The 23,867-nt window shown below is 52.2% G+C and carries 18 protein-coding genes and 1 tRNA gene; 15 read left to right on the forward strand and 4 right to left on the reverse strand.

Annotated features, from left to right (window positions below):
* Window positions 1–54 precede the first annotated feature (54 nt).
* From PGY33_RS04630 to PGY33_RS04665, 8 genes are all read left to right on the forward strand, one after another.
* Window positions 55–3,063: an S-layer homology domain-containing protein gene (locus PGY33_RS04630; RefSeq protein WP_270477583.1), complete on the forward strand. Its 3,009-nt coding sequence runs from the start codon at window positions 55–57 to the stop codon at window positions 3,061–3,063.
* Window positions 3,064–3,106: 43 nt separating this feature from the next.
* Window positions 3,107–6,265, forward strand: coding sequence for an S-layer homology domain-containing protein (locus PGY33_RS04635; protein WP_158578126.1), 3,159 nt, complete (start codon window positions 3,107–3,109; stop codon window positions 6,263–6,265).
* 325 nt (window positions 6,266–6,590) lie between these two features.
* Window positions 6,591–8,423, forward strand: coding sequence for a sensor domain-containing diguanylate cyclase (locus tag PGY33_RS04640; protein ID WP_118479539.1), 1,833 nt, complete (start codon window positions 6,591–6,593; stop codon window positions 8,421–8,423).
* Window positions 8,424–8,425: 2 nt separating this feature from the next.
* Window positions 8,426–8,608 carry a BRCT domain-containing protein gene (locus PGY33_RS04645; protein WP_117490412.1) on the forward strand — a complete coding sequence of 61 codons (183 nt, stop codon included), beginning with the start codon at window positions 8,426–8,428 and terminating at the stop codon, window positions 8,606–8,608.
* Between the two features lie 229 nt (window positions 8,609–8,837).
* Window positions 8,838–9,269, forward strand: a complete 432-nt coding sequence (locus PGY33_RS04650) for a sigma-70 family RNA polymerase sigma factor (protein WP_270477586.1) — start codon at window positions 8,838–8,840, stop codon at window positions 9,267–9,269.
* On the forward strand, window positions 9,247–9,501 hold the full coding sequence (locus tag PGY33_RS04655; RefSeq protein WP_270477588.1) for a helix-turn-helix domain-containing protein: 255 nt from the start codon (window positions 9,247–9,249) through the stop codon (window positions 9,499–9,501). Before PGY33_RS04650 ends, PGY33_RS04655 begins: the two co-directional genes overlap by 23 nt.
* A 364-nt stretch (window positions 9,502–9,865) precedes the next feature.
* Entirely contained in the window at window positions 9,866–10,018 is a 153-nt protein-coding gene (locus tag PGY33_RS04660) for a hypothetical protein (RefSeq protein ID WP_158575108.1), read from the forward strand.
* A gap of 49 nt (window positions 10,019–10,067) precedes the next feature.
* Window positions 10,068–11,741 carry a recombinase family protein gene (locus tag PGY33_RS04665; RefSeq protein ID WP_270477590.1) on the forward strand — a complete coding sequence of 558 codons (1,674 nt, stop codon included), beginning with the start codon at window positions 10,068–10,070 and terminating at the stop codon, window positions 11,739–11,741.
* 44 nt (window positions 11,742–11,785) lie between these two features.
* On the opposite strand, the gene PGY33_RS04670 is transcribed toward PGY33_RS04665, so the two are convergent.
* Entirely contained in the window at window positions 11,786–11,908 is a 123-nt protein-coding gene (locus tag PGY33_RS04670; RefSeq protein WP_118479547.1) for a small, acid-soluble spore protein, alpha/beta type, read from the reverse strand.
* A gap of 688 nt (window positions 11,909–12,596) precedes the next feature.
* Here PGY33_RS04670 and PGY33_RS04675 point away from each other — a divergent pair.
* Genes PGY33_RS04675 through PGY33_RS04690 form a run of 4 tightly spaced genes read left to right on the forward strand, consistent with a single transcriptional unit; the run spans window position 12,597 to window position 18,896 of the window.
* Window positions 12,597–14,528 carry an HlyD family efflux transporter periplasmic adaptor subunit gene (locus PGY33_RS04675; protein ID WP_270477592.1) on the forward strand — a complete coding sequence of 644 codons (1,932 nt, stop codon included), beginning with the start codon at window positions 12,597–12,599 and terminating at the stop codon, window positions 14,526–14,528.
* 13 nt (window positions 14,529–14,541) lie between these two features.
* Window positions 14,542–15,279, forward strand: a complete 738-nt coding sequence (locus tag PGY33_RS04680; RefSeq protein ID WP_117490400.1) for an ABC transporter ATP-binding protein — start codon at window positions 14,542–14,544, stop codon at window positions 15,277–15,279.
* Window positions 15,276–16,532: an ABC transporter permease gene (locus PGY33_RS04685; protein WP_270477594.1), complete on the forward strand. Its 1,257-nt coding sequence runs from the start codon at window positions 15,276–15,278 to the stop codon at window positions 16,530–16,532. Before PGY33_RS04680 ends, PGY33_RS04685 begins: the two co-directional genes overlap by 4 nt.
* A gap of 21 nt (window positions 16,533–16,553) precedes the next feature.
* A complete protein-coding gene (locus PGY33_RS04690; protein WP_270477596.1) occupies window positions 16,554–18,896 on the forward strand; it encodes an S-layer homology domain-containing protein in 2,343 nt (780 codons plus the stop codon).
* 182 nt (window positions 18,897–19,078) lie between these two features.
* Here PGY33_RS04690 and PGY33_RS04695 read toward each other — a convergent pair.
* Both PGY33_RS04695 and PGY33_RS04700 read right to left on the reverse strand, forming a co-directional pair.
* Window positions 19,079–19,154, reverse strand: a tRNA-Pro gene (locus tag PGY33_RS04695).
* 241 nt (window positions 19,155–19,395) lie between these two features.
* Window positions 19,396–20,598 (reverse strand): dicarboxylate/amino acid:cation symporter, encoded by a 1,203-nt coding sequence (locus tag PGY33_RS04700; protein WP_188886328.1) that lies wholly within the window; start codon window positions 20,596–20,598, stop codon window positions 19,396–19,398.
* Between the two features lie 278 nt (window positions 20,599–20,876).
* Between PGY33_RS04700 and PGY33_RS04705 the strand changes: the two genes are divergently transcribed.
* The 3 genes from PGY33_RS04705 to PGY33_RS04715 are packed head-to-tail and all read left to right on the forward strand — an operon-like array spanning window position 20,877 to window position 23,192.
* Window positions 20,877–22,088 (forward strand): M20 metallopeptidase family protein, encoded by a 1,212-nt coding sequence (locus PGY33_RS04705; RefSeq protein ID WP_270477598.1) that lies wholly within the window; start codon window positions 20,877–20,879, stop codon window positions 22,086–22,088.
* Complete coding sequence (locus PGY33_RS04710) at window positions 22,085–22,771, forward strand: alpha/beta hydrolase (RefSeq protein ID WP_270477600.1); 687 nt, start codon at window positions 22,085–22,087, stop codon at window positions 22,769–22,771. Before PGY33_RS04705 ends, PGY33_RS04710 begins: the two co-directional genes overlap by 4 nt.
* 10 nt (window positions 22,772–22,781) lie before the next feature.
* Window positions 22,782–23,192: a peptide deformylase gene (locus tag PGY33_RS04715; protein WP_117751176.1), complete on the forward strand. Its 411-nt coding sequence runs from the start codon at window positions 22,782–22,784 to the stop codon at window positions 23,190–23,192.
* A gap of 271 nt (window positions 23,193–23,463) precedes the next feature.
* On the opposite strand, the gene PGY33_RS04720 is transcribed toward PGY33_RS04715, so the two are convergent.
* Window positions 23,464–23,802, reverse strand: a complete 339-nt coding sequence (locus tag PGY33_RS04720; protein ID WP_118358512.1) for a histidine triad nucleotide-binding protein — start codon at window positions 23,800–23,802, stop codon at window positions 23,464–23,466.
* Window positions 23,803–23,867: the final 65 nt, after the last annotated feature.

Here is a 23,867-nt window from a genome sequence, read left to right on the forward strand (position 1 = left end):
CGGCGAAAGCTGGACGAAGCTGACGAGCGTCCCCGACTGGACGCGGTATCAGAAATGATACTTAATAAATTTGTAGAAAAGCGGGGATTAGATGTGAAAAGAAAAGTGTTATCGTGGTTGTTGACATTTAGTCTGATTCTTGGACTATGGCCAACGGCTGCACTGGCAGCAGATGATGTTGCTGCGCTCACTGAGAAAACGGTAAGTGTATCAAATTGGGCTGATTTGAAAGCATCTGTTGCTGCTCTTACTGACGATGAATATCTCCGTGCGGATATTACTGCACCCTTGACTGCTGATTCAGAGTTGGATATAGATGGTAAAGTAGTAGTGCTTTCTGCGACCGCAGGCGACATCTCTATTACCAGAACGCTTCAATCTGAGGCAAACTCTACTAATCCGATTTTTAAGTTAACCAACAATGCCTCCTTAAGCATTAGCGGAACAGATAATGGTATTACATTACTGGATTCCACAGAAAGAAAAAAGAGCAGAGGGTTGATTGAAGCTGATAGTGGAACCACGCTGAATCTCTCTAATGTGTCGTTTCGTGATTTTAAGTTTGGCTATACTCTTGCAGGTAGTGGATATGGTGCAATCTATGCAGTTAATGCAACTATAGCAATGCAAAATGTTACTATGTCAAATTGTATAGGCGATAATGGCGTACTAATTTATGCAAAAAACTCAAAAGTCAGCATGAACGAATGCGCCGTTGCCAATACAACATATTGGGGCAATAGTAATAGTATTGGCGGTGTGATTCAGATTGAAGGTACTAACTCGGATGTTACCATGACCAACTGCAAAATTGAAGGTTGCGGTTCTGCCGAAGAAAATGGTGCAGCTAATAGTGTAGGTCCGGTGTGGCTACGCGGGGGCACGATCAAGATTTCTGACTCAACCTTTAGCAAAAATATGGCCATGCGTGGTGTGGGCATCTTAGCTGAAGATACGAATTTAACCTTGAAAAGTGTGAATATCACCGATAATATTTGTCGTGGTGATGGATACAATCCTACTACAAAAGAACCAGACAGCAACCGTGGATATGTTGTATGGTGGCAAGGTGCCGGCCTTTATATTGAAGACTGCACGCTTTCTATGTCTGATGTGAATATTACCGGTAACACAGGTTCGTTTATTGGCGGCGGTATGTATATTACCGGTACAAATGCAACAATGGATGATACCATCAACATCTCCAATAACTCTGCCGTATGTGGAGGTGGTATCTATACGGATGATGATCAGCATACTATTACATTAAATGGCACTACAATTCAAAATAATGCCGCTGTAAAAAAAGATGCGTACAGTCGGTATTCTTCATATAATGGTTGCGGTGCCGGTATTGCTAATGATGAAGGCAATGTAGTGCTCAATGGTACCGATATTAGTGGTAATATTGCATCTGCACATGGCGGCGGTATTATAAATTATGGTACAGCGACGATTCATAGTGGCAATGTAACCGGCAATAAAGCAGATGCTGTTGATGGCTGCGGCGGTGGTATCTGCCTCGCAAAAGGAACAGTTCATGTAGACGGTGATACCCAAATTACTAATAATACTGCAAACTCTGGCAATGGTGTTTATGTATCTGGTGGTACGACTTTTGAGATTCAGGACAAGGTCGTTATTGACCAGAATAATGATGTTGCGTTGGAGGGTGCTGATGCAGCGAATAACATTCCGAGTGCCTATATTACGATTACAGCTCCGTTTACAGGTGCCACGAAGTCGAATCCAATCAATATCACCAGTCAGGATGTAAGTGTAGAAGATCAAAAATCTGAGCCGGCTACAGATGGTACGCCACTTGTTATCTATACCGACGATGCAGGTGGTGAGAATGCAGCGTTGAATGCTGATGGTAGTATGCTTTTTGTACCAAGTCAGTATATGCAGGACGGATTGCTGATTGGACATAGTCAGAAATCAGGCCATCAGCAATGGTTAACCTATGTAACCGAACGAATTTTACCTAATGTTGAAGTAACTTACAAGAATAGCAGTACAAGTCAAGAAGCTACTGATCAACTCGCTTATGGTACAGATATTGTTGTAGATCCTAATGAAGGTGCGCTGAATTGGCCTGATTCGGTTTGGGATAACAGCAAGAATAGCGAGCAACAAACGCTGACGGTTACAAAATCGATAACCATCCCTGATGCAACACGTGATGGTTATACATTTGTAGGTTGGCAAAAGACACAAGAAAATAATGTATTAACCTTTACCGCGCAGTGGAAAAGTAATCACAACAGTTCCTCTGGTGGTTCGTCCGGTAGCTCTACTAAGTACACCCTGCACTACGAATCCAACGGCGGTACGGCTTACAAGGATGAGCGCTATTCTTCCGGCACGAAGGTGACAACCGGCTGGTATGCGGATAAGGAACTGACTCAAAAGATCAGCAGCATCAAGATGACCAGCGACAAGACCGTCTATGCTGGCTGGAAGGCATCCACTGTGCCGGATATGCTCAACGGCGATGACCACTACGCCTATGTAGTCGGTTACTCCGATGGCACTGTCCGTCCGAACGCGAACATCAGCCGCGCCGAAGTTGCAACGATTTTCTTCCGCCTGCTCAAGAAGGAAGTGCGTGATGGCAACTTGACCACTGAAAATATATTTGCTGATGTAACGAATGGCCAGTGGCACAACAAGGCGATTTCCACGATGGCAAAGCTCGGTATCGTCAAGGGCCGCCGTGCGGACAGCTTTGAAATTTCCGGTCACTGGGCGGAAAACGAGATCGAGAGAGCGGCTGCGTTCGGCTGGATTTCGGGCTATCCGGACGGCACATTCCATCCCGATGCCCGCATCACACGCGCTGAGGCTATGACCATGATCAACCGCGTACTCTGCCGTATGCCGCAGAGCGAAAGCGATCTGCTAAACAGCATGGTAACGTGGCCGGACAACAAGCCGTCCGACTGGCACTACCTCGCTGTGCAGGAGGCCACGAACAGCCATGACTTCAACCGTCAGGGCGAGGTCGGCGAAAGCTGGACGAAGCTGACGAGCGTCCCCGACTGGAAGCAGTATCAGTAAAAAGTTAAAACGACATACAATAGCGATATTAGATAAGGACATTATGAATAAAAGAATTATTGCAAGTATTTTGACGGTTATAATGCTCATGACCATGCTTCCGACTGCTGCTTTTGCGGCAGACGGAGAGAGCACGGAGACAGGTGACTCGACCACCCCGGAAACCGCCATTTATCTCGACCAGCAGCATGGCGCAGATGATAATGACGGACTGAGCAAAACGACTGCTGTACAGACGATTGAAAAGGCAAAAGAGCTTGCAAATGAAAAGAATATCAATGATATTTGCCTTTCAAGTTTTTATAGGGTCACAGGGACGGAAACTTGGGACCTTGGCGGAAAGACACTGCACCGCTATGGGCTCGGCGGCTATATGATCGAACTCGCCGATGCGTCTGCCTCGCTGACACTGAGTAACATTGTGATTGATGGCGCAGAGTGTACTGTGGATGCAACACACGCTGCGGAAACCGACTCGATCATCAAGGCGGCGAACGGCGGCACTATCGTGCTGAACAGCGGTGCTATTTTACAAAACAATAAGGCGGCTCAGTTTGGTTCCGGTATTTTGGCGAATAACCGCGTCAACATAACGATGGAAGACGGCGCAATCATTCGTAACAATACAAACCGCAACTACGAATTGGGCGGCGGCATTCTGATTGGCAACGGCAGCACCTTTACCATGAACGGCGGCGAAATCAGCGGCAATACGGCAAACGGTGGCGGCGGTGTCGCGATCATCGGCTCAACGATGGTCATGAACGGCGGCACGATCTCCAACAACAGCACCTACAAGACATCCGGTCAGGGCAGTTACGGCGCCGGTGTTTATGTTGCGGACTACGCCAACGCAAGCGGCGGCGATACATTGTTTACAGCTACCCCAGCCTCTTTTGAAATGAACGGCGGCAGCATTTGTGACAACACCGCGCTTGATTACGGTGGAGGTGTTCTCACCTTCCCGCAGTACAGTAAGAAAATTACCATCAATATTAACAACGGCGAAATTTCCGGCAATAAGGTTACAAAGGGAAGCGGCGGCGCAGTCGCAGCATTCTTCGGCGTAACTGAGCTGAATATCAAGGACGGCACGCTAACGGGAAATAGCGCGTATCAATTCGGCGGCGGTGTCTTTCTGTATCAAGCAACGAATGTAACGATTTCCGGCGGTACGATTTCCGAAAACAAGGCCCTTCGGGGTGGCGGCGGTGTATGCTTGCGCGAAGGCTCTGCTGTTAAGCAGACCGGCGGCTCTATTGAAAATAATGTTGCAAAAGTAGGCGGCGGCATTTACAGCGGCACCTATACCATGACAGGCGGTGTCATCAAGGATAATAACAATTCTCTGACTGAGGAAGCACGGCTTTCGACCAGAGGTGACGGTGTTTATGTAGGAACCGCCTTCAATCTGGGAAATAATGCTGAAATCAGCACGAATAACGATGTCTATCTGACAGCGGGCGACTCTATTTCCAAGGAAGGCCGTTATATCAATGTGATTTCCCCGTATACGGGCGCAAGTACCGCAAAACCGATTCAGATCCACAGCGAGGATCGCACGGTAGAGAATACCGAAATCGGTACGCAGCTTGTTCGTTATACGACGGACGCAGGCGGTGAAACTGCGGCGGCGACGGCCGATGCGGACGGTATTTTCGTCCCGAGCTGGAAAATGCCGGAGGGTCTGGCCATTGGACAGAGCAAGGCGGCAGGAAAGACCGACTGGATGACCTTCGTACCGGCTGTTAAAATCCAGTATCAGTGGGTCAGCACGGATAACCCCAACGATGTAACACCCCCTGCGAATGATTATATCCGTACCGGCAGAGCATATACGGCGAAAGCACAGCAGAATTCCCACCAGGGATATACCTTTGATGGCTGGTACACGGATACCACATGTACAGTGCCGTATGTGAACGGTACGGTTCTGAATACGGATACGGTTCTTTACGGTCGCTGGAAGGCGGAGCACGGCAATCTCTCCGTTGCCAAGACCGTAGCCGGAAACAACGGAGATACCTCCAAGGCGTTCAACTTTACCGTGACGCTCGGCGATACCGGCATCAACGGCACATTTGGTGAAATGACTTTTGCCGATGGAGTCGCAACCTTCGTTCTGAAGCACGGTGAGAGCAAGACTGCTGTCGGCCTGCCTGCAGGAATCACCTATACCGTAACCGAGGCGGAGGCAGATAAGGACGGCTACACCACAACGTCTGTCAACGCCAGCGGCAGTATCATCAAGGATGACACCGCAGCGGCGACCTTTACCAACACCCGAAACAGCTCCTCCTCCCATCATTCGACCCGCTATACGCTGCACTATGAGTCGAACGGCGGCACAGCTTACAAGGATGAGCGCTATTCTTCCGGCACGAAGGTGACGCTTGACAAGACCCCGACCCGCGAGAGTTATACCTTTAACGGCTGGTATGCGGACAAGGCGCTGACGCAGAAGATCACAAGCGTGACGATGAACAGCGACAAGACGGTCTATGCAGGCTGGGAGGCGACCGGCGTACCGGACAAGCTCAACGGCGATGACCATTTTGCCTACGTCATTGGCTATCCGGACGGAAAGGTGCACCCGGAGGGCAATATCAGCCGCGCGGAAACAGCAACGATCTTCTTTAGACTGCTCAAAGCGGACATTCGCGACGGAAATCTGACCGCCGATAACGATTTTTTCGATGTTTCGGACGGCCAGTGGCACAACAAGGCGGTTTCCACGATGGCGAAGCTCGGTATCGTCAAGGGCCGCCGTGCGGACAGCTTTGACCCCGATGCCTCGATCACCCGTGCGGAGTTTGCGGCGATCTGTGCGCGCTTTAGCACCAGAACGGTCGAGAACAGCGGCAGCTTCTCCGACATTTCCGGTCACTGGGCGGAAAACGAGATCGAGAGAGCGGCGGCGTTCGGCTGGATTTCGGGCTATCCGGACGGCACGTTCCGCCCCGACGCCCGCATCACCCGCGCTGAGGCTATGACGATGATCAACCGCGTGCTCTGCCGTATGCCGCAGAGCGAAAGCGACCTGCTGGACAGCATGGTAACGTGGCCGGACAACAAGCCGTCCGACTGGCACTATCTCGCCGTGCAGGAGGCCACGAACAGCCATGACTTCAACCGTCAGGGCGAAGTCGGCGAAAGCTGGACGAAGCTGACAAGCGTCCCCGACTGGAAGCAGTATCAGTAATACAACAAGGAATTTTCGGAGCAGTGGCTCTCAAAGAATGACAACATCCCCTCTGCTGCTCCAAGACGGCAAATATCTATACATTCACCATGCTTGCGGCATAGTGAGAGTAGAGTTGTTTTTCCCCGTTCAAGACACAGCCAGAGTTAAGGATGTTGCGAACGATTCCTATTTTTCACGGAAAGCTGGGGCATTTGCCCCAGCCTTCTCCAAGCGCTTGACCACTGGTGGAGCGCTTGGAGAAGGTTCTCAGAATGATACCATATATTCCGCGCAAAGAAAGATTTACTGATTGATACAGAGATAGACAAAGGAAATTGCAGATATGGATATTCACAAAAACTTGAATCAGACCACAGAACTGGATAGCGCACGGAACGATCTGTCAGTGGAAAAGAAGCTGCTTGACTGTATTGAAAACCTTGTCATGAACGATGACTTCACAGCAGCGGTCAACTCTGGGCTGACGACTATCCTCGAATATTACGATGCGGATCGTACCTACATATTTGAATTTCAATGGAAGGAAAATCTTACTCGGAATACCTACGAAATTTGCAGAGATGGTATCTCTCCGCAGATTGAGAATCTGCAGACAGTGCCCGTTGATGTAGTAGCACGATGGGTGGATAGTTTTGAGGACCAGGAACAGAATACCATCATCTTTATCGGAGATGTTGATGCACTCAAGGATGATCCTACCCACCGCCTTGAGTATGATTGCCTGCATCCGCAGGGGATCAAGAGTCTTATTGCCGTTCCCATTTTTATAAATGGCAAACTGCACGGCTTTCTTGGAATCGATAATCCCCGTAGCCACATGGATGCGCTGACGTTGTTAACGCAGCTTACTTATATCATTGCAAACGAGCTGCAAAAGCGGCTGCTTACAGAAGCACTGACGAAAAAAAGCTATCAGGACCCGCTGACCGGTCTAAACAACCGCTTGGCCTATGACGAGATGTTGGATCATTTGCGCGGAAAGGAGTTTCCGGTAGGCGTAGGATTTTTGGACATCAATGGGCTGAAATGGATCAACGATACGCTCGGTCATGACATGGGCAACAAAGTGATCCAAAAGATTTGCACTATTCTCAACGAGCACATCGAACAGCAGTATATCTACCGCATCAGCGGCGATGAGTTCGTTATGATCTGGCCAGATGTTGATTATAAGGTTTTTATGAGCGCCGCAAAAAAACTGGAGGCGGCGCTGTTTGCCGAGAAAAACATTGCATCGTTTGGTTTTGTATGGGGAAAAGAAGAAGATACGGGTATTGCCGTTCGCAAGGCAGAGAAAGCAATGCAGACAGCAAAGAATAAGTTCTATGCCGCAAATGCCGAATTAAAAGATAGTCGCCCCGGCTATCTGGACGCACTATTGCAGGAGTTTCGGGATAGCACCTTTATCCCGTATCTACAGCCGCTTTACAGCATCCAGTATAACCGTGTTTATGGTGCAGAAGTTCTCGTCCGCAAGATTGATCCGCATGGTAATATCCATACACCCGTGGAATTCATCAGCATCATGGAGTGCGAGCACATGATCTCTATGGTGGACTTCACAATGCTGCGACAAGCCTGCGAACTGATCCAAAAATGGAAACCTGTATGGCCAGATATTGTACTCAATGTGAACTTTTCACGCAACACACTGATGGAGCCAGACTTTCTGGAGCGGATTGATCAAATTCTCTCCGAGACCGGTGCTGACCCGGCGCAGCTTATCTTTGAGATCACGGAATCTTCGCAAAACATCCAGCTGGAATCCCTGTGCAGCCTGTTGGATGAAGTGAAACAACGAGGTATTTCGCTAGCGATTGATGACCTTGGCACCGAGGCTGCCTGCCTAGAAATGCTCTACCTCCCGCAGATCAGTGTTGCAAAAATTGATAAAAGTTTGATCGACAAGGCTGAACACATCGACCGCGAACAACTTGTTATCAGACATCTTATCGACCTGTGCCACGATTTGAATATGCGCTGTGTGGCAGAGGGTATCGAAACAGACAGCCAGATCGAATTGCTGAAAAAACTCGGATGTGATAAGCTACAAGGCTATAAGATTGGTAAACCCATGCTATCGGAAGACTTCCTTCGCCAGTTTGGAGAGAGCGCTCTCTACAAAAATAAGGAAAAGAATCTGACAGGAAAATAGATGTGCTGAAGGAATGCTTGATGACCTGCGGTGCATCACTGACAGAAACGCTTTCTCCCACTGTTGATTATCTGATCACCAATACACCGGATTCTGGTACGGCAAAGAATAAAAAGGCGATCGAATTGGGAATTAAACGCATCACTGAGGCACAGTTCAATGAAATGATTGGCAGAATTACATGACAAAAAACATTTATCAAAGGCAGAACGATTATCCGTTCTGCCTTTTTTCGTATCTTCACACTGCGTCTAATGATATTTGGATTGTATAATCATATATTCTGCACTCCAAATTTTTTTGAAATTTAACCGGCAAGATTGGCATTCTGCTTTTCTAAATCGTATTAGCCAGTATCAGGACAGAAAGCAGCACCTCCCCATCAACGCCATGCGCGGAAAGGGGGTGTGGACTATGCAATGGTCTGATAAAGACATTTCCCGTATTGAAGGCAAGTTCGATAGCTTCTGCAAAACTGTCCTGCGGAATTTTGCAAGGGACTGGTACAGAGCCGAACAGAGACACCATGCAACGGAAGTTTTGTTTTCGGAACTGCCGGACGGCCAGCTATTTGAGCCGATACATAACGACCCAATCTGCCCGTTGGAACAATACCTGTTTGATGATTTAGAATTGCCGATAAATATCAACAACGATGCACTGGCACAGGCGTTGCTCCAGCTTTCAAGACGAAAACGGCAAATCGTTCTGCTTGCATATTTTTGCGATTGGACAGACCAACAGATTAGCGAACGGTTTCATGTCGTGCGAAGTACGATACAATCAGCCAGAACCAAAGCACTGAAAGAAATGAGGGAATTACTTGAAAAACAATCAGAAACATAATCGGGCGGTCATCCGCCGTGTGCCGCTGGATACCATCGTAAAGGCGAAACATGGTGATAATACGGCGCTTGAAAAGATTTTGCGGCACTATCAGGGATATATGCTGAAACTCAGCCAGTTTGAACTGTACGATGCCAGCGGCACGGTCTATACCTGCTTCGATGAAGAACTATACCAAGAACTCCAATTCAAACTGGTGAAAGCCATTCTTGACCGTTTTGAACTGCGATAAATAACCTTGCCAATCCTTCACAGAGGATAACAATTCGTTGTCCTCTGTGAAAGGCTGGTAAGGATTGTTCTTAACCTTTCCGCCTTTGCACCTTGAAAACTGAAATGAGCGTCCGTATTAGATACTGCACAGGGGAAGCAGGCCACGACCTCCAGAGAGGAGGTTTCGGAGCGAGCGTGCCAATGTGCCGAATACGGTGTCCTGTCACAACAGACAGTCCATCAGGAACAGGATACGGGTACAAACGCCGACAATAGAAGAATAGTAGAGCCGCTGTGTATACGGCGGCTCCACTTTACAATAAAACCGTATTTTAGAGAGTAATAATCCCTTTTTAGGAAATACTTATCCGAGAGGTGATAACTTGGAAGACAAGGAAAACTTATATCAGATAGGACCTGCAACCTATGTGATCGAACGGGTGTTCACGCAAAGCAAGACACCACAGGATGTTGTAGTCGAGGAAATCATTACCACGGCCAAACAAGGCATCAAAATTAGCCACTCAGCCAAATAGATGATATAATAAAGGTATGTAAATGAGTGGTTCGGGAAAGGAGTACATTATGACGAACCACTTGAAGCTGGCTGACAGCTATCTGCGTCTGTCTGACGAAGAAAAGAAATACGGTAACGAATCGGAAAGTATCACCAACCAGCGCGAGATTATCCGGGACTACTGTAAAAAACAAGGCATCATCATCGTGAGCGAGTTCGTGGATGACGGATATTCTGGCGGCAACTTTGAACGCCCGGGCTTTCAGGCAATGCTCAATCACCTGGCGGCAGGAAAAGCGAACACGGTCATTACCAAAGACCTGTCCCGTCTGGGCCGTGATATGACCGAATCCAGCTACTACGCGGAACGCTTTTTCCCGGAGCATGGTATCCACTATCTGGCACCGGGCAACGATTTTGACTCTATGGGCGATAATCTGATGGCACCGTTCCAGTTTGCTATGAACGATGTTTACCTGCGTGATACCTCGCGCAAGGTCAAGCAGACGCTCGACATGAAGCGCAAAAAGGGAAAGTACGCCGCGTGCCCGCCGTATGGCTACCGCAAGGCCGAACGCACTACTGACCAGCTTGTCCCGGATGAAAACACCGCGCCGGTCGTACAGCGGATTTTCGCGCTGGCGGCCGAGGGACAATCCTGCCGCAGTATTGCGAAGCAGCTTAACGAGGACGGTATATGTCCGCCGCTGAAATATCGTGTGGAGTTTCGAGATAACTTCACTGACCGCGGTGCTGCACGAGCATCTGATTTTTGGAATTACACGACGGTCAAGCGTATTTTACGCAATCGGGTCTATCTGGGGCATACCATTCTCGGCAAGACGCGAAAGGTCAATGTCAAGTCCAAGAAGAAACTGCCTGTGCCGCAAGAGAACTGGGCCATCACTGAAAACACCCATGAACCGCTGGTAACACAGCAGCAGTTCGATTTAGCAGAACACTTTTTGAGCGAAAACACCAAGGCGAATGCAGCAAACCCATCATTCCGACACAGTATTTTCGGAGGTATCGCATACTGTGCGCACTGCGGTGCAGCGGTGTGCTCCGGCGGCTCGGTCTACAAGGGTGAGCGAAAGAAATACTGGTATCTGGTATGCAACAATCTGACGAATCGCACGATAAACCGCTGTCAGCACGGTGCACGTATCAAATATGAGGATCTGCTCGAAATCGTTCGCTGTGACCTCAATGCATTGCTGTCCTTTGACGAAGCGGAGATTGAGCAGATTACGCAGGAAGCCATCCGGCAGGCGAATGCTTCACTGGGCGTGGAGAATAAGGAACAGACCCTTGCAGACATCGAAACCAAGTCCAAGCGTATCATTAAAATGATTGAGCGGGCTTATCGGGATAACGCCGCAGGCAACCTGAGCGATGACCTGCTCGACGAAATGATGGAGCGGTTTGGCAAGGAACGGCAGGCACTGGAGGAACAGCGGCAGAAGCTGCTTACGGACACCTCGGAAGACCAGAGCATCCGAAATGCCTATACACTGTTCTTTGATATTGCCAAGCGATACTCTCATATCGAAAAGCTGGATCGTGACATCCTGCACACATTCATCGAGCGCATTGAAATCGGCGAGAAGATTTTACCGAAGGGTCAGAAGATTGCAAGCCCTCGGACTTCGTACCGCCAGAGTATCCGCATCTTCTACCGCTTCATCGGCGAGATGAACGGAGAGGCCATCCGTGAAGTCAACAAAGCAGTCAATTTTTAAGGAGGTCAACACCAACCCCCGTTGGCGTTTATTGACCTCAAAAATCACCGCAGTTTTTGTGGCGAATAAACACCAAGGTCGGCAGCTGCCTCCATTTTGAAGCGATCCATTGCCGCGCGTGCTTCCGGTACCATGCCCTGATTAGAACCATTTTTCGTGTTAGTCATGTTTGTTCGCTCCTTTTCGATTCGGTTTGGTGTGTTGGGTTTTGCTGATAGTAGGTTGCGCACCAAAGGTCGAAATATGAGATGCAAATGCTGTGACGGAAGCCAGAAAATATGATAAGCAAACGCGTTTTGCCAGCACAGGAAAACAAGCGTTGAAAATTTGCTTTTGGACAGCGCATAAAACCTGCTCTGTTCATATAATAAAGGAAAGCACAGACATATACAGCCTTATTAGTTACGGTATATACTGCAGATAGGTTAGTTTATTCTAACTCATCGTTTCCGCCCGTCACTCAGTCGTCCGTGCTGCCGAGATTTCCTGCAATACGGCAGGTTTGCTGCGAAACCGCGCCTCATCAGTACACAAAATTTATTCGCAAATCGCTCTTGTTCAATTATACGGTATTGCCTTAACTAAATTGTAAGCAAACACGTCTTGCAAGAGTTTGTGCAATATGCTAATATGATGGTAATACATGTCCGATGCACAAATGTGCAATATGCGGACAGGGGAACGAATCCCGAGAAAGTCTGACAGCGATCGGAAGCGGCAGTGGAGGTGCCGCTGAAAAAGTCATATTCACTCAGATTAGGATGCTTAACCTTTTACAAGCACAGATTTACGTGGAAATAGGGCGGCTATGCCGCTTTATCAATAATGGATAGAGAACAGAAAGGACATCATAGTATGAGTCAAAACGAGAAGAAGGTATTCGGCAGACACAAAAAACAGGAAGAATCGCCTTTAGAGCAGACGCAGGCGGTGCCTGCGGTACAGGATGAAATCGCGGCAGAGCCTGCAGCCGAGGCGTCGCCCAAGCGCAACAAATACGCAGACAAAATGAATCGCAAAAAGCGCAGACTGAGCAAGGGTGCGCGTATCGGCATTACGGCGGCGGCAATTGCGCTGCTGCTTGGCGGCGGCATCTGGGCTGTGGTGAAATCCCGCGATGCGGGCACGGAGAATGTGACGCAAACCACGGCTGCGGTCAGCTGCGGCGATCTGGAGACCTACATAGAGGGAAGCGGCGTTACTGCTGCCAAAAAACGTGAGGAGCTTGGCCGGGAGGTTAAGGGCAAGGTAACACAGGTGCTGGTTGCCGAGGGCGACGAGGTGCACACCGGCGATCCGCTGCTGGTGATCGACCCGACCGAAACCCGCAAGGAGCTTGCGGATGCACAAAAGGAGTTGACCGAGGCGGAACGCGGTGTCTCGGACGCGCAGCTGGAGGTCTCCAAGGCACAGTCCGACTTGAGCGCGGCGCAGAGAAAACTGAGCCGTCTGCACATCACGGCGCCGTTTACCGGCAAACTGATTCCAACCAAGGATTCGGACAACAAGGATGTGTCCTTCCGTGTCGGTGAGCAGGTGAGCGAGGGACAGGTCATCGGCTACATGGTAAATGACCGCCAGATGAAGCTGACGCTGGCGTTCAGCGCAGAATATGCCCGCAGCATTCGCACCGGACAGGCGGCCACGGTATCCATCGCTTCTGCGATGAGCGAGGTGAGCGGTACGGTATCGTCGGTCGAGACAGCGCAGCAGATTTCGAGTGAAGGTGTGCGCGTTATTCGCGTCGGCATTACGGTGAATAACCCTGGTTCGCTGACAAAGGGCATGACAGCCACAGCGACAATCAATGCCGGACGCCTCGGTGCGATCTATCCGGCGAACGCAGGCACACTGGAATACAGCCGCGAGGAAGCCGTCACCGCACAGATAAGCGGCGAGATCATCAAGCTGAACGGCACAAGCTACAGCACCTACAACGGCGGTGCGCTTATCATGTCCCTGTCGAGTGACGCTTCTCAGGATGAGATTTCAGCCGCGCAGAATGGTATTGCGGCGGCAAACCGCACGGTTGCCAGCGCAAAGACGGTTGCAGACGAAAAGCGGGCACATATTGCCGAACTGCAGCAGAAGATTCAGAACTCGACCGTTACCTCTCCGATAGACGGCGTTGTTGTCAGCCTGAACGCCGTTGAAGGACAGGAGGCGACCGGCTCGGAGACGCTCGTTGTGGTTGCCGATTTGAATGATATTGTCGTCAACGCCGAGGTCTCCTCGATGGATATCGGCTCGGTGCAGCAGGGACAGCAGGCGACTATGACGATGTACGCGTCGGACGGCTCCGAGATTTCGCTGACCGGCGAGGTGCAGTCGGTTGCGCTGGAGCCGACACAGAACTCCAGTAACGGGCAGGGCAGCATGCCGACCTTCAAGGCGGTCATTTCGGTGGATCCGCTGGAGGGACAGAAAATTTACAGCGGTATGTCGATCGAATATAAAATCACGACGGCCTCGTCCTACGGCTGCCTGATGGTACCGTCGTCGGCTATCGTCAACACGGACAGCGGCACAGCTGTATTCGCCAAGCCGCTGACGGACGAGAACGGAAACGAGATTCCGTTTGAGGAAACCCTGCCGATTCCCGAGGGTACCGAAGGTATTCCGGAGGATTATCAGCTTGTACCGGTTGAGACCGGCATTGCCGATTCGACCAACACGGAAATCCTCGGCGGTCTGGAAGAGGGCACCGAGGTATTCCTCGCCGGTCCGAGCGATCTGTATGCCGAAATGTCGGGTGACGGCATGTCCGCCGGTATGTCCGTCGGTTGAGGAGGGCGCGCTTATGTGGGAAAGAAACGCGCAGACTCCTGACACGGAGCGCCGCGCTGAATTGTTAATTGACGTTCAGCGCATGAGCAAGATTTACAACGAAGGAAGAGAAAACGAAGTGCGTGCACTGGATGACATCTCGCTGCAGGTGCAATGGGGGGAGTTCCTGTGCATTCTGGGACAGTCCGGCTCGGGCAAGTCCACGCTGATGAACATTCTCGGCTGTCTGGATATTCCGACCTACGGCTCTTATCATCTAAACGGGCAGCTGGTCAGCGATATGAAGCCGTCCGTGCTGTCCGGTATCCGCAACCGGGAGATCGGGTTTATCTTTCAGGGCTTTAATCTGATTCCGGCGCTGACGGCGCTCGAAAACGTCGAGCTGCCGCTCATCTACCGCGGTATGCCGCGGGAGGAGCGCCGCCGTCTGGCACAGGAGGCGTTAGTCTCGGTCGGGCTGGAAAAGCGCATGGATCACCGTCCGGGTGAGATGTCCGGCGGACAGCAGCAGCGTGTTGCGATCGCGCGGGCAGTGGCGGCAAAGCCGCCGATCATCATGGCGGACGAGCCGACCGGCAATCTGGATTCTGCCTCCGGTCTGGATATTATGCGCAAGCTGACTGCACTCAATGAGCAGGGAACCTCCATCATCCTCATCACGCATGACAACCATCTTGCACAGATGGCAAAACGCATCGTGACGATACAGGACGGCAGGATCATTTCGGACACGAAAGGAGGGGCCGTATGAATTGGATGCAGACGGTTCGTATGGCGTTCAAGTCCATTCTGAACAACAAGGTTCGCTCGATTCTGACCATGCTGGGCATCATCATCGGTGTGGCATCGGTTATCGCTATCGTGGCGTCGATTCAGGGCACGAGCAAGCTGCAGCGCCTGCAGTATGAGGCGATGGGTGTCAACCGCATCGACATCTACGGATACGGTGCCAAAAACCGCGATTGGCAGGAGTTTGAGGACTATATAACGAATGATTTATCCGACAAAATCGCTGCATGGTCGCCGCAGAGCCAGTATTACGACTGGCAGAACAGCGGCATCCAGTACCGGGCCAAAAGGCTGGATAACAACGACAGCAACAGCGGCTACACCTATATGTACTTCGGCAACGAGCATTACGGCGAGGTGACAAGTCATGCGATTTCCGCCGGACGGGATATTTCCGCTGCGGACTGCCGCACGCGCGCCCGCGTCTGTGTGATCGGAGAAACACTGCGCAAGTATTTCTTCGGGGCAATGAGCCCAATCGGGCAGAAGCTGCAGATTGGCGGCAAGGGCTTTGAGGTTATCGGCGTGTATGCCGGCAAGTATGACGGTAAGCTGAATACAGACGATCAGATGATTGTGATGCCGTACACGCTGCAGAGCACGATGATGAGTGTATACGGCATGGCAGACCGCCAGTATATCGTGAAGGCGGCGGACAAGGACGTGATTGCCGAGCTGACAGATGAACTTCTGCCGGGCTTTATGCAGGGCCGCTGCGAGGCGGGGAACGGATACTTTTCTGCTTCGTCGGACAGCCAGTGGCAGGAGCAGAGCGAGTCCTCCAACAACATGCTTGCGCTGCTCGGCGGCGGTGTTGCCGGAATCTCGCTGCTCGTCGGCGGTATCGGCATTATGAATATCATGCTGGTGTCTGTTACCGAGCGCACCCGTGAGATCGGTATCCGTATGGCAATCGGCGCCCGCAAGCGGGATATTATCGGGCAGTTTCTGGTAGAAGCCTCGGTGGTCTCGTGCTGCGGCGGTGTGATCGGCATTGTGCTCGGCTGCTTTCTTTCGGCGGTGTTGGGCAATCTGTTGCTCGCGAAAACGCAGAACAGCTACATGCCGACCGTAGAGCAGTTCACTGTACTGCCCTCTGCGGGACTGGTCATCGGCGCATTTCTGTTTTCTGCGCTGCTGGGTATCATCTTCGGACTGTATCCCGCCAATAAAGCCTCGAATCTGCAGCCGGTAGATGCGCTGCGGACGCAGTAAAAGGAAAGGACAGGTAGGAAAATGAAAAAAAGATTTGTCAGCCTGTGTCTGGCAGGCTTGATCATGGTTGCACCGGCTTCGGCGGTGTTTACCGATATTTCAGACAGCAGGGTATCGCAGACGGCCGCCGTTCTGGATGCACTGGGTATCATGCAGGGCGTAGGCGGCGGCAGCTTCGCGCCGGGCAAGGCGCTGACGCGGGCGCAGTTCTGCAAGCTGGCGGTTACTGCCATGGGCGTGACGGATGTAAGTCCGTATGCCAGCTACACGATTTTTCCGGATGTTAAGCATTCGCACTGGGCAGCGCCGTATATCAACGCGGCAGTACGCCATCCGGAACTGAAGGAAAAGTCCATTATCCGCGGCTATGCGGACGGCAGCTTCGGCCCGGATAAGATTGTCAGCTACGGTGAGGTCTGCACCATGCTGCTGCGTATGCTGGGCTATAAAGAGGAGGATGTCGGTCCGTTCTGGCCTGCAGACTATATCGCGCAGGCACAGGCCATCGGTCTGACGGACGGTGTCACGATTGCGGATGCGCGTGCCGCAGTCAAGCGCGGAGATGCGGCGGTGCTTCTGCTGAACGCTCTGAATACGGATAAAAAGGGAGAAGAGGGCAGCACACTGCTCGACAAGGTCGCGTCCTCGACGGTCAAGGACTGCATTCTGCTCGAGACCGGAAAGACATACAGCGCCCTTGCTGCGGATGCGGCAGTGTTCTATGAGGACGGTGTTGTGGATACGGAATCTCCCCGTAAGACCGCCGGTACGCTGGACAGCAGTATGATCGGCGTGTACGGCACGATCGTTATCGGCAAGGGCAGCAGCAAGGTTGCGGTCGGTGTGATTCCGAACGGCAACAAGACCGAAACTTATGAGGTTGTCAATGCGGAAGCGGATCGTATCGTTACCACGAACGGAACACTGCGTCCGGACCGTAAGACCAAGCTGTATATCAGCCGCGATCATGCCATGGGCGAGTATGAAAATGTATGGGCGAACCTGCAGTCCGGCGACACGCTGACCCTGTACTACAATGAGTACGGTGTGCTGCAGCTGATGGCAGTCCTGCCGAAAACGACAGCAGGCACCGCGCACTCGTTCGTTTACGGTCTGGCGACATCGCGCAGGATTCCGGCGGAGTATACGATCATCAAAAACGGTGCGAAGATCGACGCGAGCAAGCTGAAAAAGTACGATGTTGTGACGCTCGATGCCGCAAATCGTCAGGCGATCGTTTCGGACACCAGGCTGAGCGGAAAATATCAGACCGATTCGACAACGTACAGCCATCCCTCTCAGGTGGAGATTCTGGGACAGAAATTCTCGATTTCCTCCGAGGCGGCGGCAACGTTCAAGGATATGAAGCTGAACGATTACATCACGCTGCTGTTTGACGCGGACGGCAATGTTGCGGCTGCGTATCCGAAAAAGGACGTCAGCGCGGAGATGCAGGGCATTGTAACCAAAATTGACGGGAAAAAGGCCACGGTCACGCTGACAAACGGTCTGACCCTGCGGGATATTCCGATCGCCGAGGACGTAAAAACCGATGTGATGGGGCGTCTTGTTACGGTCAGCCAGTCCGGTGAGGGGGCAGATCTGATTCGCCGCACGCTTTCCGGAAAGACCGCCGGAAACTGGTCTGTTGCGGAGGGCAAGCTGGGCGGTAACGCCGTTTCCTCCAAGGTGCGCGTGTATGAGGAGGTGCTCTCCGGCGCACCGCTGAACGCGATCAACGTCAGCGATATTGACCTGACCTCGGTTCCGGCTTCGCAGATTAAGTATACCGTGCAGGATAATGCAGGTACGGTTACGAATATTGTTCTGGGCGATGTGACCGGAGAAAGCTGGATTTATGGTATTGGCTATGGTAAGCGGATCAAAGGAAATCTTCATATACCCTCTAATTGGAATGATATGTCTGAAGAGAAACAGAAAGAATATGAAAAAGACCCCGATCACTACAACTATACATATGCGGTTATTCCTAAATACTGGGAGAACGGAAAAACGGTAGAGGATAAAGAATATCGTGTAGTATCTCTGCCGAGCGGCTTAAACGGCAATCCGATTGGCATTCCCAGAGGGTACTCAACCGATGCAAGCATCGTCAATACCTCACTGGATACGCTCAAGCTGACATTGATCGACACGGTAAAGTCGTCTGCATTTGACGGTTCCTCCGGTGTCCGCACCAAGGACGGCTATTACGAGCTGGCAGAGAATATCGGCGTTTATATCTCGGAGCAGAACAGGTTTATTTCGCTGCAGACGGCGAAATCCAACTACACGAGCTTCCGCGTATACGCCAATAAAACGGCGGAAAACGGTGGGAAAATCCGTGTGATTGTCGCTTCGTGATTTGCTGTGTGCTGCGACTATACCTTTACGTTAAATAATTGAAATTGCAAAACGGATGCTTCTCTGTGCTTGGAGAGGCATCCGTTTTGTTTCGGCTTGAATTTTAATGCAGTCTGCGAGATTCATAAACGCCACAAAAACAACAAAAAACCGCCTATTCATTACGAATAAGCGGTTTTACATGGTCCGAGTGACAGGACTTGAACCTGCGGCCTCTTGACCCCCAGTCAAGCACGCTACCAGCTGCGCTACACCCGGATTTGCAACGGTCTATCAAACCTTGCCTAAATAGGATACCAAATCCGGAGGGAAAAGTCAAGCGTTTTGTGAAAATTCCTGCAGAAAATTTGCTTTGCAGCGCTTGCTTTCGGTGCAGTCGAAACAACCATCGCATACGCTGCACCGTATGCGATACACCGCACTTTTCCCATCATAGCACCTGCTTTCTCCCGATACAAAAAAGAAGCCCGCAAAAGCAGGCTCCTTTTCTCATATTTGATTACTGAACTTCTGCTGCCTCAACCTCACGCTTTTCCTCCGCGATATGATGCTTATTCGCGTAGCCGGTCAGAATAAGTGTCAGCGCGCCGTCGCCGGTGACGTTGCAGGCGGTGCCGAAGCTGTCCTGCAGGGCAAAGATGGTCAGCATAAGCGCGGTGCCGGTGCCGTCAAACAGCAGGATGCCGGTGATCAGACCGAGCGAAGCCATAACCGTACCGCCCGGCACGCCGGGTGCGCCGATGGCGAAAATGCCGAGCAGCACGCAGAACAGGATCATGGTTCCGACAGACGGAATCTTGCCGTACAGAATCTGCGAGATTGTCATGACGAAGAAAACCTCAGTCAGCACCGAGCCGCACAGATGGATGTTGGCGAACAGCGGAATACCGAAATTAACCATGTCCTTGCGCAGCACCGTGGATTTCTTTGCGCAGCGCAGAGCAACTGCCAAAGTCGCTGCAGAGGACATCGTGCCGACCGCAGTGATGTACGCCGGACCGTAGTGCTTCACCACTTCAATCGGGTTCTTGCCCGAGTATGCGCCCGCAACTCCATAGAGCAGCGCCATCCAGATATAATGACCGATCATAACGATGATGATGACCTTGATGAACACCGGAAACTGCTTGGTGATCGTGCCCTCATACGCCAGACCGCAGAAGGTGGACGCGATAAAGAACGGCAGAATCGGGATGATGATCTTGGTGACGATGGCGAGGACAATGTTCTGCACCTCGTCAAGCAGGGACTCCATCATCTTGGATTTGGTCCAGGTGATGGCCAGACCGACCATCAGCGACAGCGCCAGTGCGCTCATCACGTTCATGACCGCCGGAATCTCCAGCTGGAACAGTACCTCGGGCAGCTCGCGCAGGCCGTCAACCTGCGATACGATCGACAGGTGCGGAATGAGTGCGTAACCGGCTGCCGTGCTCATCAGCGCCGCGCCGACCGACGACACATACGCGATAATGAGCGCAATGCCCAGCATCCGGGATGCGTTGTGGCCCAGTTTGGTGATGGACGGCGCAATAAAGCCGATAACGATCAGCGGCACACAGAACGTGATGATCTGACCGAGCACCTGCTTGATCGTCACGACCACGTTCATCACGGCCTCGTTCGCCACCAGACCGAGCACGATGCCCACCACAACGCCAAGCAGCAGCTTGAACGGCAGGCTGTTTAAAATTTTTTTCATACCTACATACTCCCTTTGTTTGCGTTGCATCTGGATGACATCGGCGGATTTCTCCTCAGCCTGTCACGCTGCCGCCAAGTTGCCATGTGGACACAATGATATACCTATATGATACAATTTACAGCGCGTTTCGTCAAGGCAAATACGGGAAATGGCTGCGTCAAATAAAAACAGAGCGGTTTTTTCCTGCAATTTATGGTATACTTAAGGCATACCACAATCGCTTCTGTTCAATTATGCGGTATTGCCATAGAAACACCGACAAGGGAGGAAAAATCATGTCACAAACCTTAACCATAACGGCGGAGCAGGTGCGTGCATCGGCAGAGCGCATCCGCGAGGATATTGTCCGCGACCGGCGGACGCTGCACGCTGCACCTGAGGTCGGCACCGACCTGCCGAACACTGTAGCCTACGTCAAAAAACGCCTGCTTGAGATGGGCTATCAGCCGCGCGAGCTGGCGGGTGGTGTCGTCGCAGAGATAACCGGCACCGAGACCGGCCGCTGTCTGCTCCTGCGCGCCGACATGGACGCGCTGTGCGTAACCGAGCAGACCGGACTGGATTTCGCATCCGCGAACGGCTGCATGCACGCCTGCGGCCACGACATGCACGCGGCGATGCTGCTCGGTGCGGCACAGCTGCTGCATGAGTACCGGACGCAGCTGCAAGGCACGGTCAAGCTGGTGTTTCAGCCGGACGAGGAAGGCTTTACCGGCGCAAAGGCCATGCTCGCGGCGGGCGTGCTGAAAGACCCGGCACCGCAGGCAGGCTTTGCGCTGCACGTCAATTCGGGCACACCGTCCGGACTGGTTCTGTGCGGACGCGGCACGTTTATGGCGGGCTGCACGCTGTTCCGCATCACGGTAAACGGCGTTGGATGCCACGGCGCAATGCCGGAAAAGGGCGTGGACCCCCTCAATATCGCAAGCCACATTTACCTGTCGCTGCAGGAGATCATCAGCCGCGAGATCGGCGCAAAAACGCCTGCTGTCGTGACCATCGGCCGTATGACCGGCGGAGAGGCGCCCAATATCATCCCGCAGACCGCGGTGCTCGAGGGCACCATCCGCAGCTTTGACCGCGACCTGTCCGCACAGATCTTCACCCGCATCGGGGAAATTGCGCAGTGTACTGCACAGGCGTTCCGCGGCACAGCCGTCACGGAAGAGATCGCGTCCGCGCCGCCGCTCAGGAATGACGCTGCGCTGACCAATCGCATGGCAGACCTTGCCGGGGCGCTGTTTGGTGAAAAGCTGGTCTATCGGCTGGACGAGGGTGGCATGGGCTCGGAGGATTTCGCGTCCTACACCTACGATTTACCGTGCGCATACCTGCTCATCGGCGCAGGCACCAAGCAGGAAAATCCTGCGTTCGGTGAGCCGATGCACAACGAAAGGGTCGTGTTCAACGAGGATATCCTGCCGCGCGGCGCAGCACTGCACACATGGTGCGCGCTGAACTGGCTGGCAGACGAAGGTAACGCATGAAAACCGAACAACTCTTCATCGAAAACACACCGGCGGTGCTGTACGGAGAGCCATCGGACACGCTGTGGCTGTTCGTTCACGGACAATTCGGCTGCAAGGAAGAAGCCCTTCCGTTTGCCGAAATCGTGGCTCCGGACGCACAGGTTTTGTCCATCGACCTGCCGAATCACGGCATGCGCCAAAACCGGAATGAGGAATTTGCACCATGGACAGTCGCACCCGAACTCACCCGCGTGATGGCTTACGCAAGAGCACACTGGCGCACGATAAACGTGCGCGCGACCAGCATCGGCGCGTATTTTGCGCGGTTGGCGTTTGCTGCACCGGAAAAAGCGCTGTTCGTGTCGCCCATCGTGGATATGGAGCGCTTGATCTGTGACAGGATATGCGCGGCAGGCATTACCGAGCAAATCCTGCGCGAGCGCGGCATGTATCCCGCAAGGGAAGGGGATATGCTCTCGTGGGACTACCTTTGCTGGGTGCGTGCGCATCCGGCAAAGGACTGGTACTGCCCGCAGTACATTCTCTACGGCGAAAATGACAGCATGACTGACTTGGCGACTATCCGCACTTACACGGCAAAATCCGGTGCGGAGCTGATCATCATGCCGCAAGGCGAGCACTGGTTCCACACACCGGAGCAGCTGGCCGTCATGGCTGCCTGGGAACGCAAACATAAATAAGGAGCACAATATGATTCAGGAAATCTGCAAAGACGAGAAATTTTTAGCGCAGAAGGCCGAGCAGGCCACGCCGGACGATATCCAAACTGCAACCGACCTGCTGGAAACGCTCGAAGCGCATAAGGACGGCTGTGTCGGCATGGCGGCGAACATGATCGGCGTGAACAAGCGCATCATCGCGTTCGATAACGAGGGAACGTATATGGTGATGTTCAACCCGCAAATCGTCAAGCAGTCCGGCGGCTATGAGGCCGAGGAGGGCTGTCTGTCGCTGACCGGCACGCGCAAAACGCGCCGCTGGCAATCCATCAAGGTGCAGTACCAGAACGAAAAGTTCCAGACGAGACTGAAAACCTTCACCGGCTGGACCGCACAGATTATCCAGCATGAGATCGACCATTGCAACGGCATCATTATTTAAGGAAAAAGCAAAACGTAAACCAACGCATACAAAAAGGCACACCAAACGGTGTGCCTTTTTTCTGCCGTTCTGCTAAGCAGCAGGCAGCGGCGTACCGCAGTACGCCGATTCAATTCCCTGAAAAAGTCCGGCTCTGCCGGACTTTTTCTCTACTGCCCGTGCTCCGTTGCACGGCCTCGTCCGTTGTGCGGACGAGAGGGGGATATCCCACAAAGTTTCTACGGAACTTTGTGGGTATCTAAGGGGGACAGCGTCCCCCTTAGAAGAAGGTTTAGCCCGGCGGCCAGGTCATATCCCGTCCGGAAAGGACGTGGAAATGCAGATGGAACACGCTCTGACCCGCCTGCTCTCCGATGTTGGAGACCACGCGGAAGCTGTCCATGCCGCGCTCCTTGGCAATCTTCGCAATGACCTCAAAGCAGTGCGCCACAACCGCGCTGTTGGATGCATCAACGGCGGCAACAGACTTGATGTGCTGCTTCGGAATCACGAGAAAATGCGTGGGAGCCTGCGGGTCAATGTCGTTGAAGGCGTAGCAGAGGTCGTCCTCGTACACCTTGCTCGACGGGATATCGCCCGCGATGATCTTACAGAACAGACAATCTTCCATGGAATGATCGCTCCTTTCTGAAAGGGGAGTGCCGCGAGAGCGTTCCCGCGGCTTTCCCCTAAAGT

This window comes from Butyricicoccus sp. AF18-9LB (genome assembly GCF_027684505.1).
GTDB classification, from domain to species: domain Bacteria; phylum Bacillota; class Clostridia; order Oscillospirales; family Butyricicoccaceae; genus Agathobaculum; species Agathobaculum butyriciproducens.

Coding starts and splice junctions, on each gene's coding strand:
- PGY33_RS04630 (WP_270477583.1), top strand. CDS start 55: ATGATACTTAATAAATTTGTAGAAAAGCGGGGATTAGATGTGAAAAGA.
- PGY33_RS04635 (WP_158578126.1), top strand. CDS start 3,107: ATGAATAAAAGAATTATTGCAAGTATTTTGACGGTTATAATGCTCATG.
- PGY33_RS04640 (WP_118479539.1), top strand. CDS start 6,591: ATGGATATTCACAAAAACTTGAATCAGACCACAGAACTGGATAGCGCA.
- PGY33_RS04650 (WP_270477586.1), top strand. CDS start 8,838: ATGCAATGGTCTGATAAAGACATTTCCCGTATTGAAGGCAAGTTCGAT.
- PGY33_RS04665 (WP_270477590.1), top strand. CDS start 10,068: ATGACGAACCACTTGAAGCTGGCTGACAGCTATCTGCGTCTGTCTGAC.
- PGY33_RS04670 (WP_118479547.1), bottom strand. CDS start 11,908: ATGACTAACACGAAAAATGGTTCTAATCAGGGCATGGTACCGGAAGCA.
- PGY33_RS04675 (WP_270477592.1), top strand. CDS start 12,597: ATGAGTCAAAACGAGAAGAAGGTATTCGGCAGACACAAAAAACAGGAA.
- PGY33_RS04680 (WP_117490400.1), top strand. CDS start 14,542: ATGTGGGAAAGAAACGCGCAGACTCCTGACACGGAGCGCCGCGCTGAA.
- PGY33_RS04685 (WP_270477594.1), top strand. CDS start 15,276: ATGAATTGGATGCAGACGGTTCGTATGGCGTTCAAGTCCATTCTGAAC.
- PGY33_RS04690 (WP_270477596.1), top strand. CDS start 16,554: ATGAAAAAAAGATTTGTCAGCCTGTGTCTGGCAGGCTTGATCATGGTT.
- PGY33_RS04700 (WP_188886328.1), bottom strand. CDS start 20,598: ATGAAAAAAATTTTAAACAGCCTGCCGTTCAAGCTGCTGCTTGGCGTT.
- PGY33_RS04705 (WP_270477598.1), top strand. CDS start 20,877: ATGTCACAAACCTTAACCATAACGGCGGAGCAGGTGCGTGCATCGGCA.
- PGY33_RS04710 (WP_270477600.1), top strand. CDS start 22,085: ATGAAAACCGAACAACTCTTCATCGAAAACACACCGGCGGTGCTGTAC.
- PGY33_RS04715 (WP_117751176.1), top strand. CDS start 22,782: ATGATTCAGGAAATCTGCAAAGACGAGAAATTTTTAGCGCAGAAGGCC.
- PGY33_RS04720 (WP_118358512.1), bottom strand. CDS start 23,802: ATGGAAGATTGTCTGTTCTGTAAGATCATCGCGGGCGATATCCCGTCG.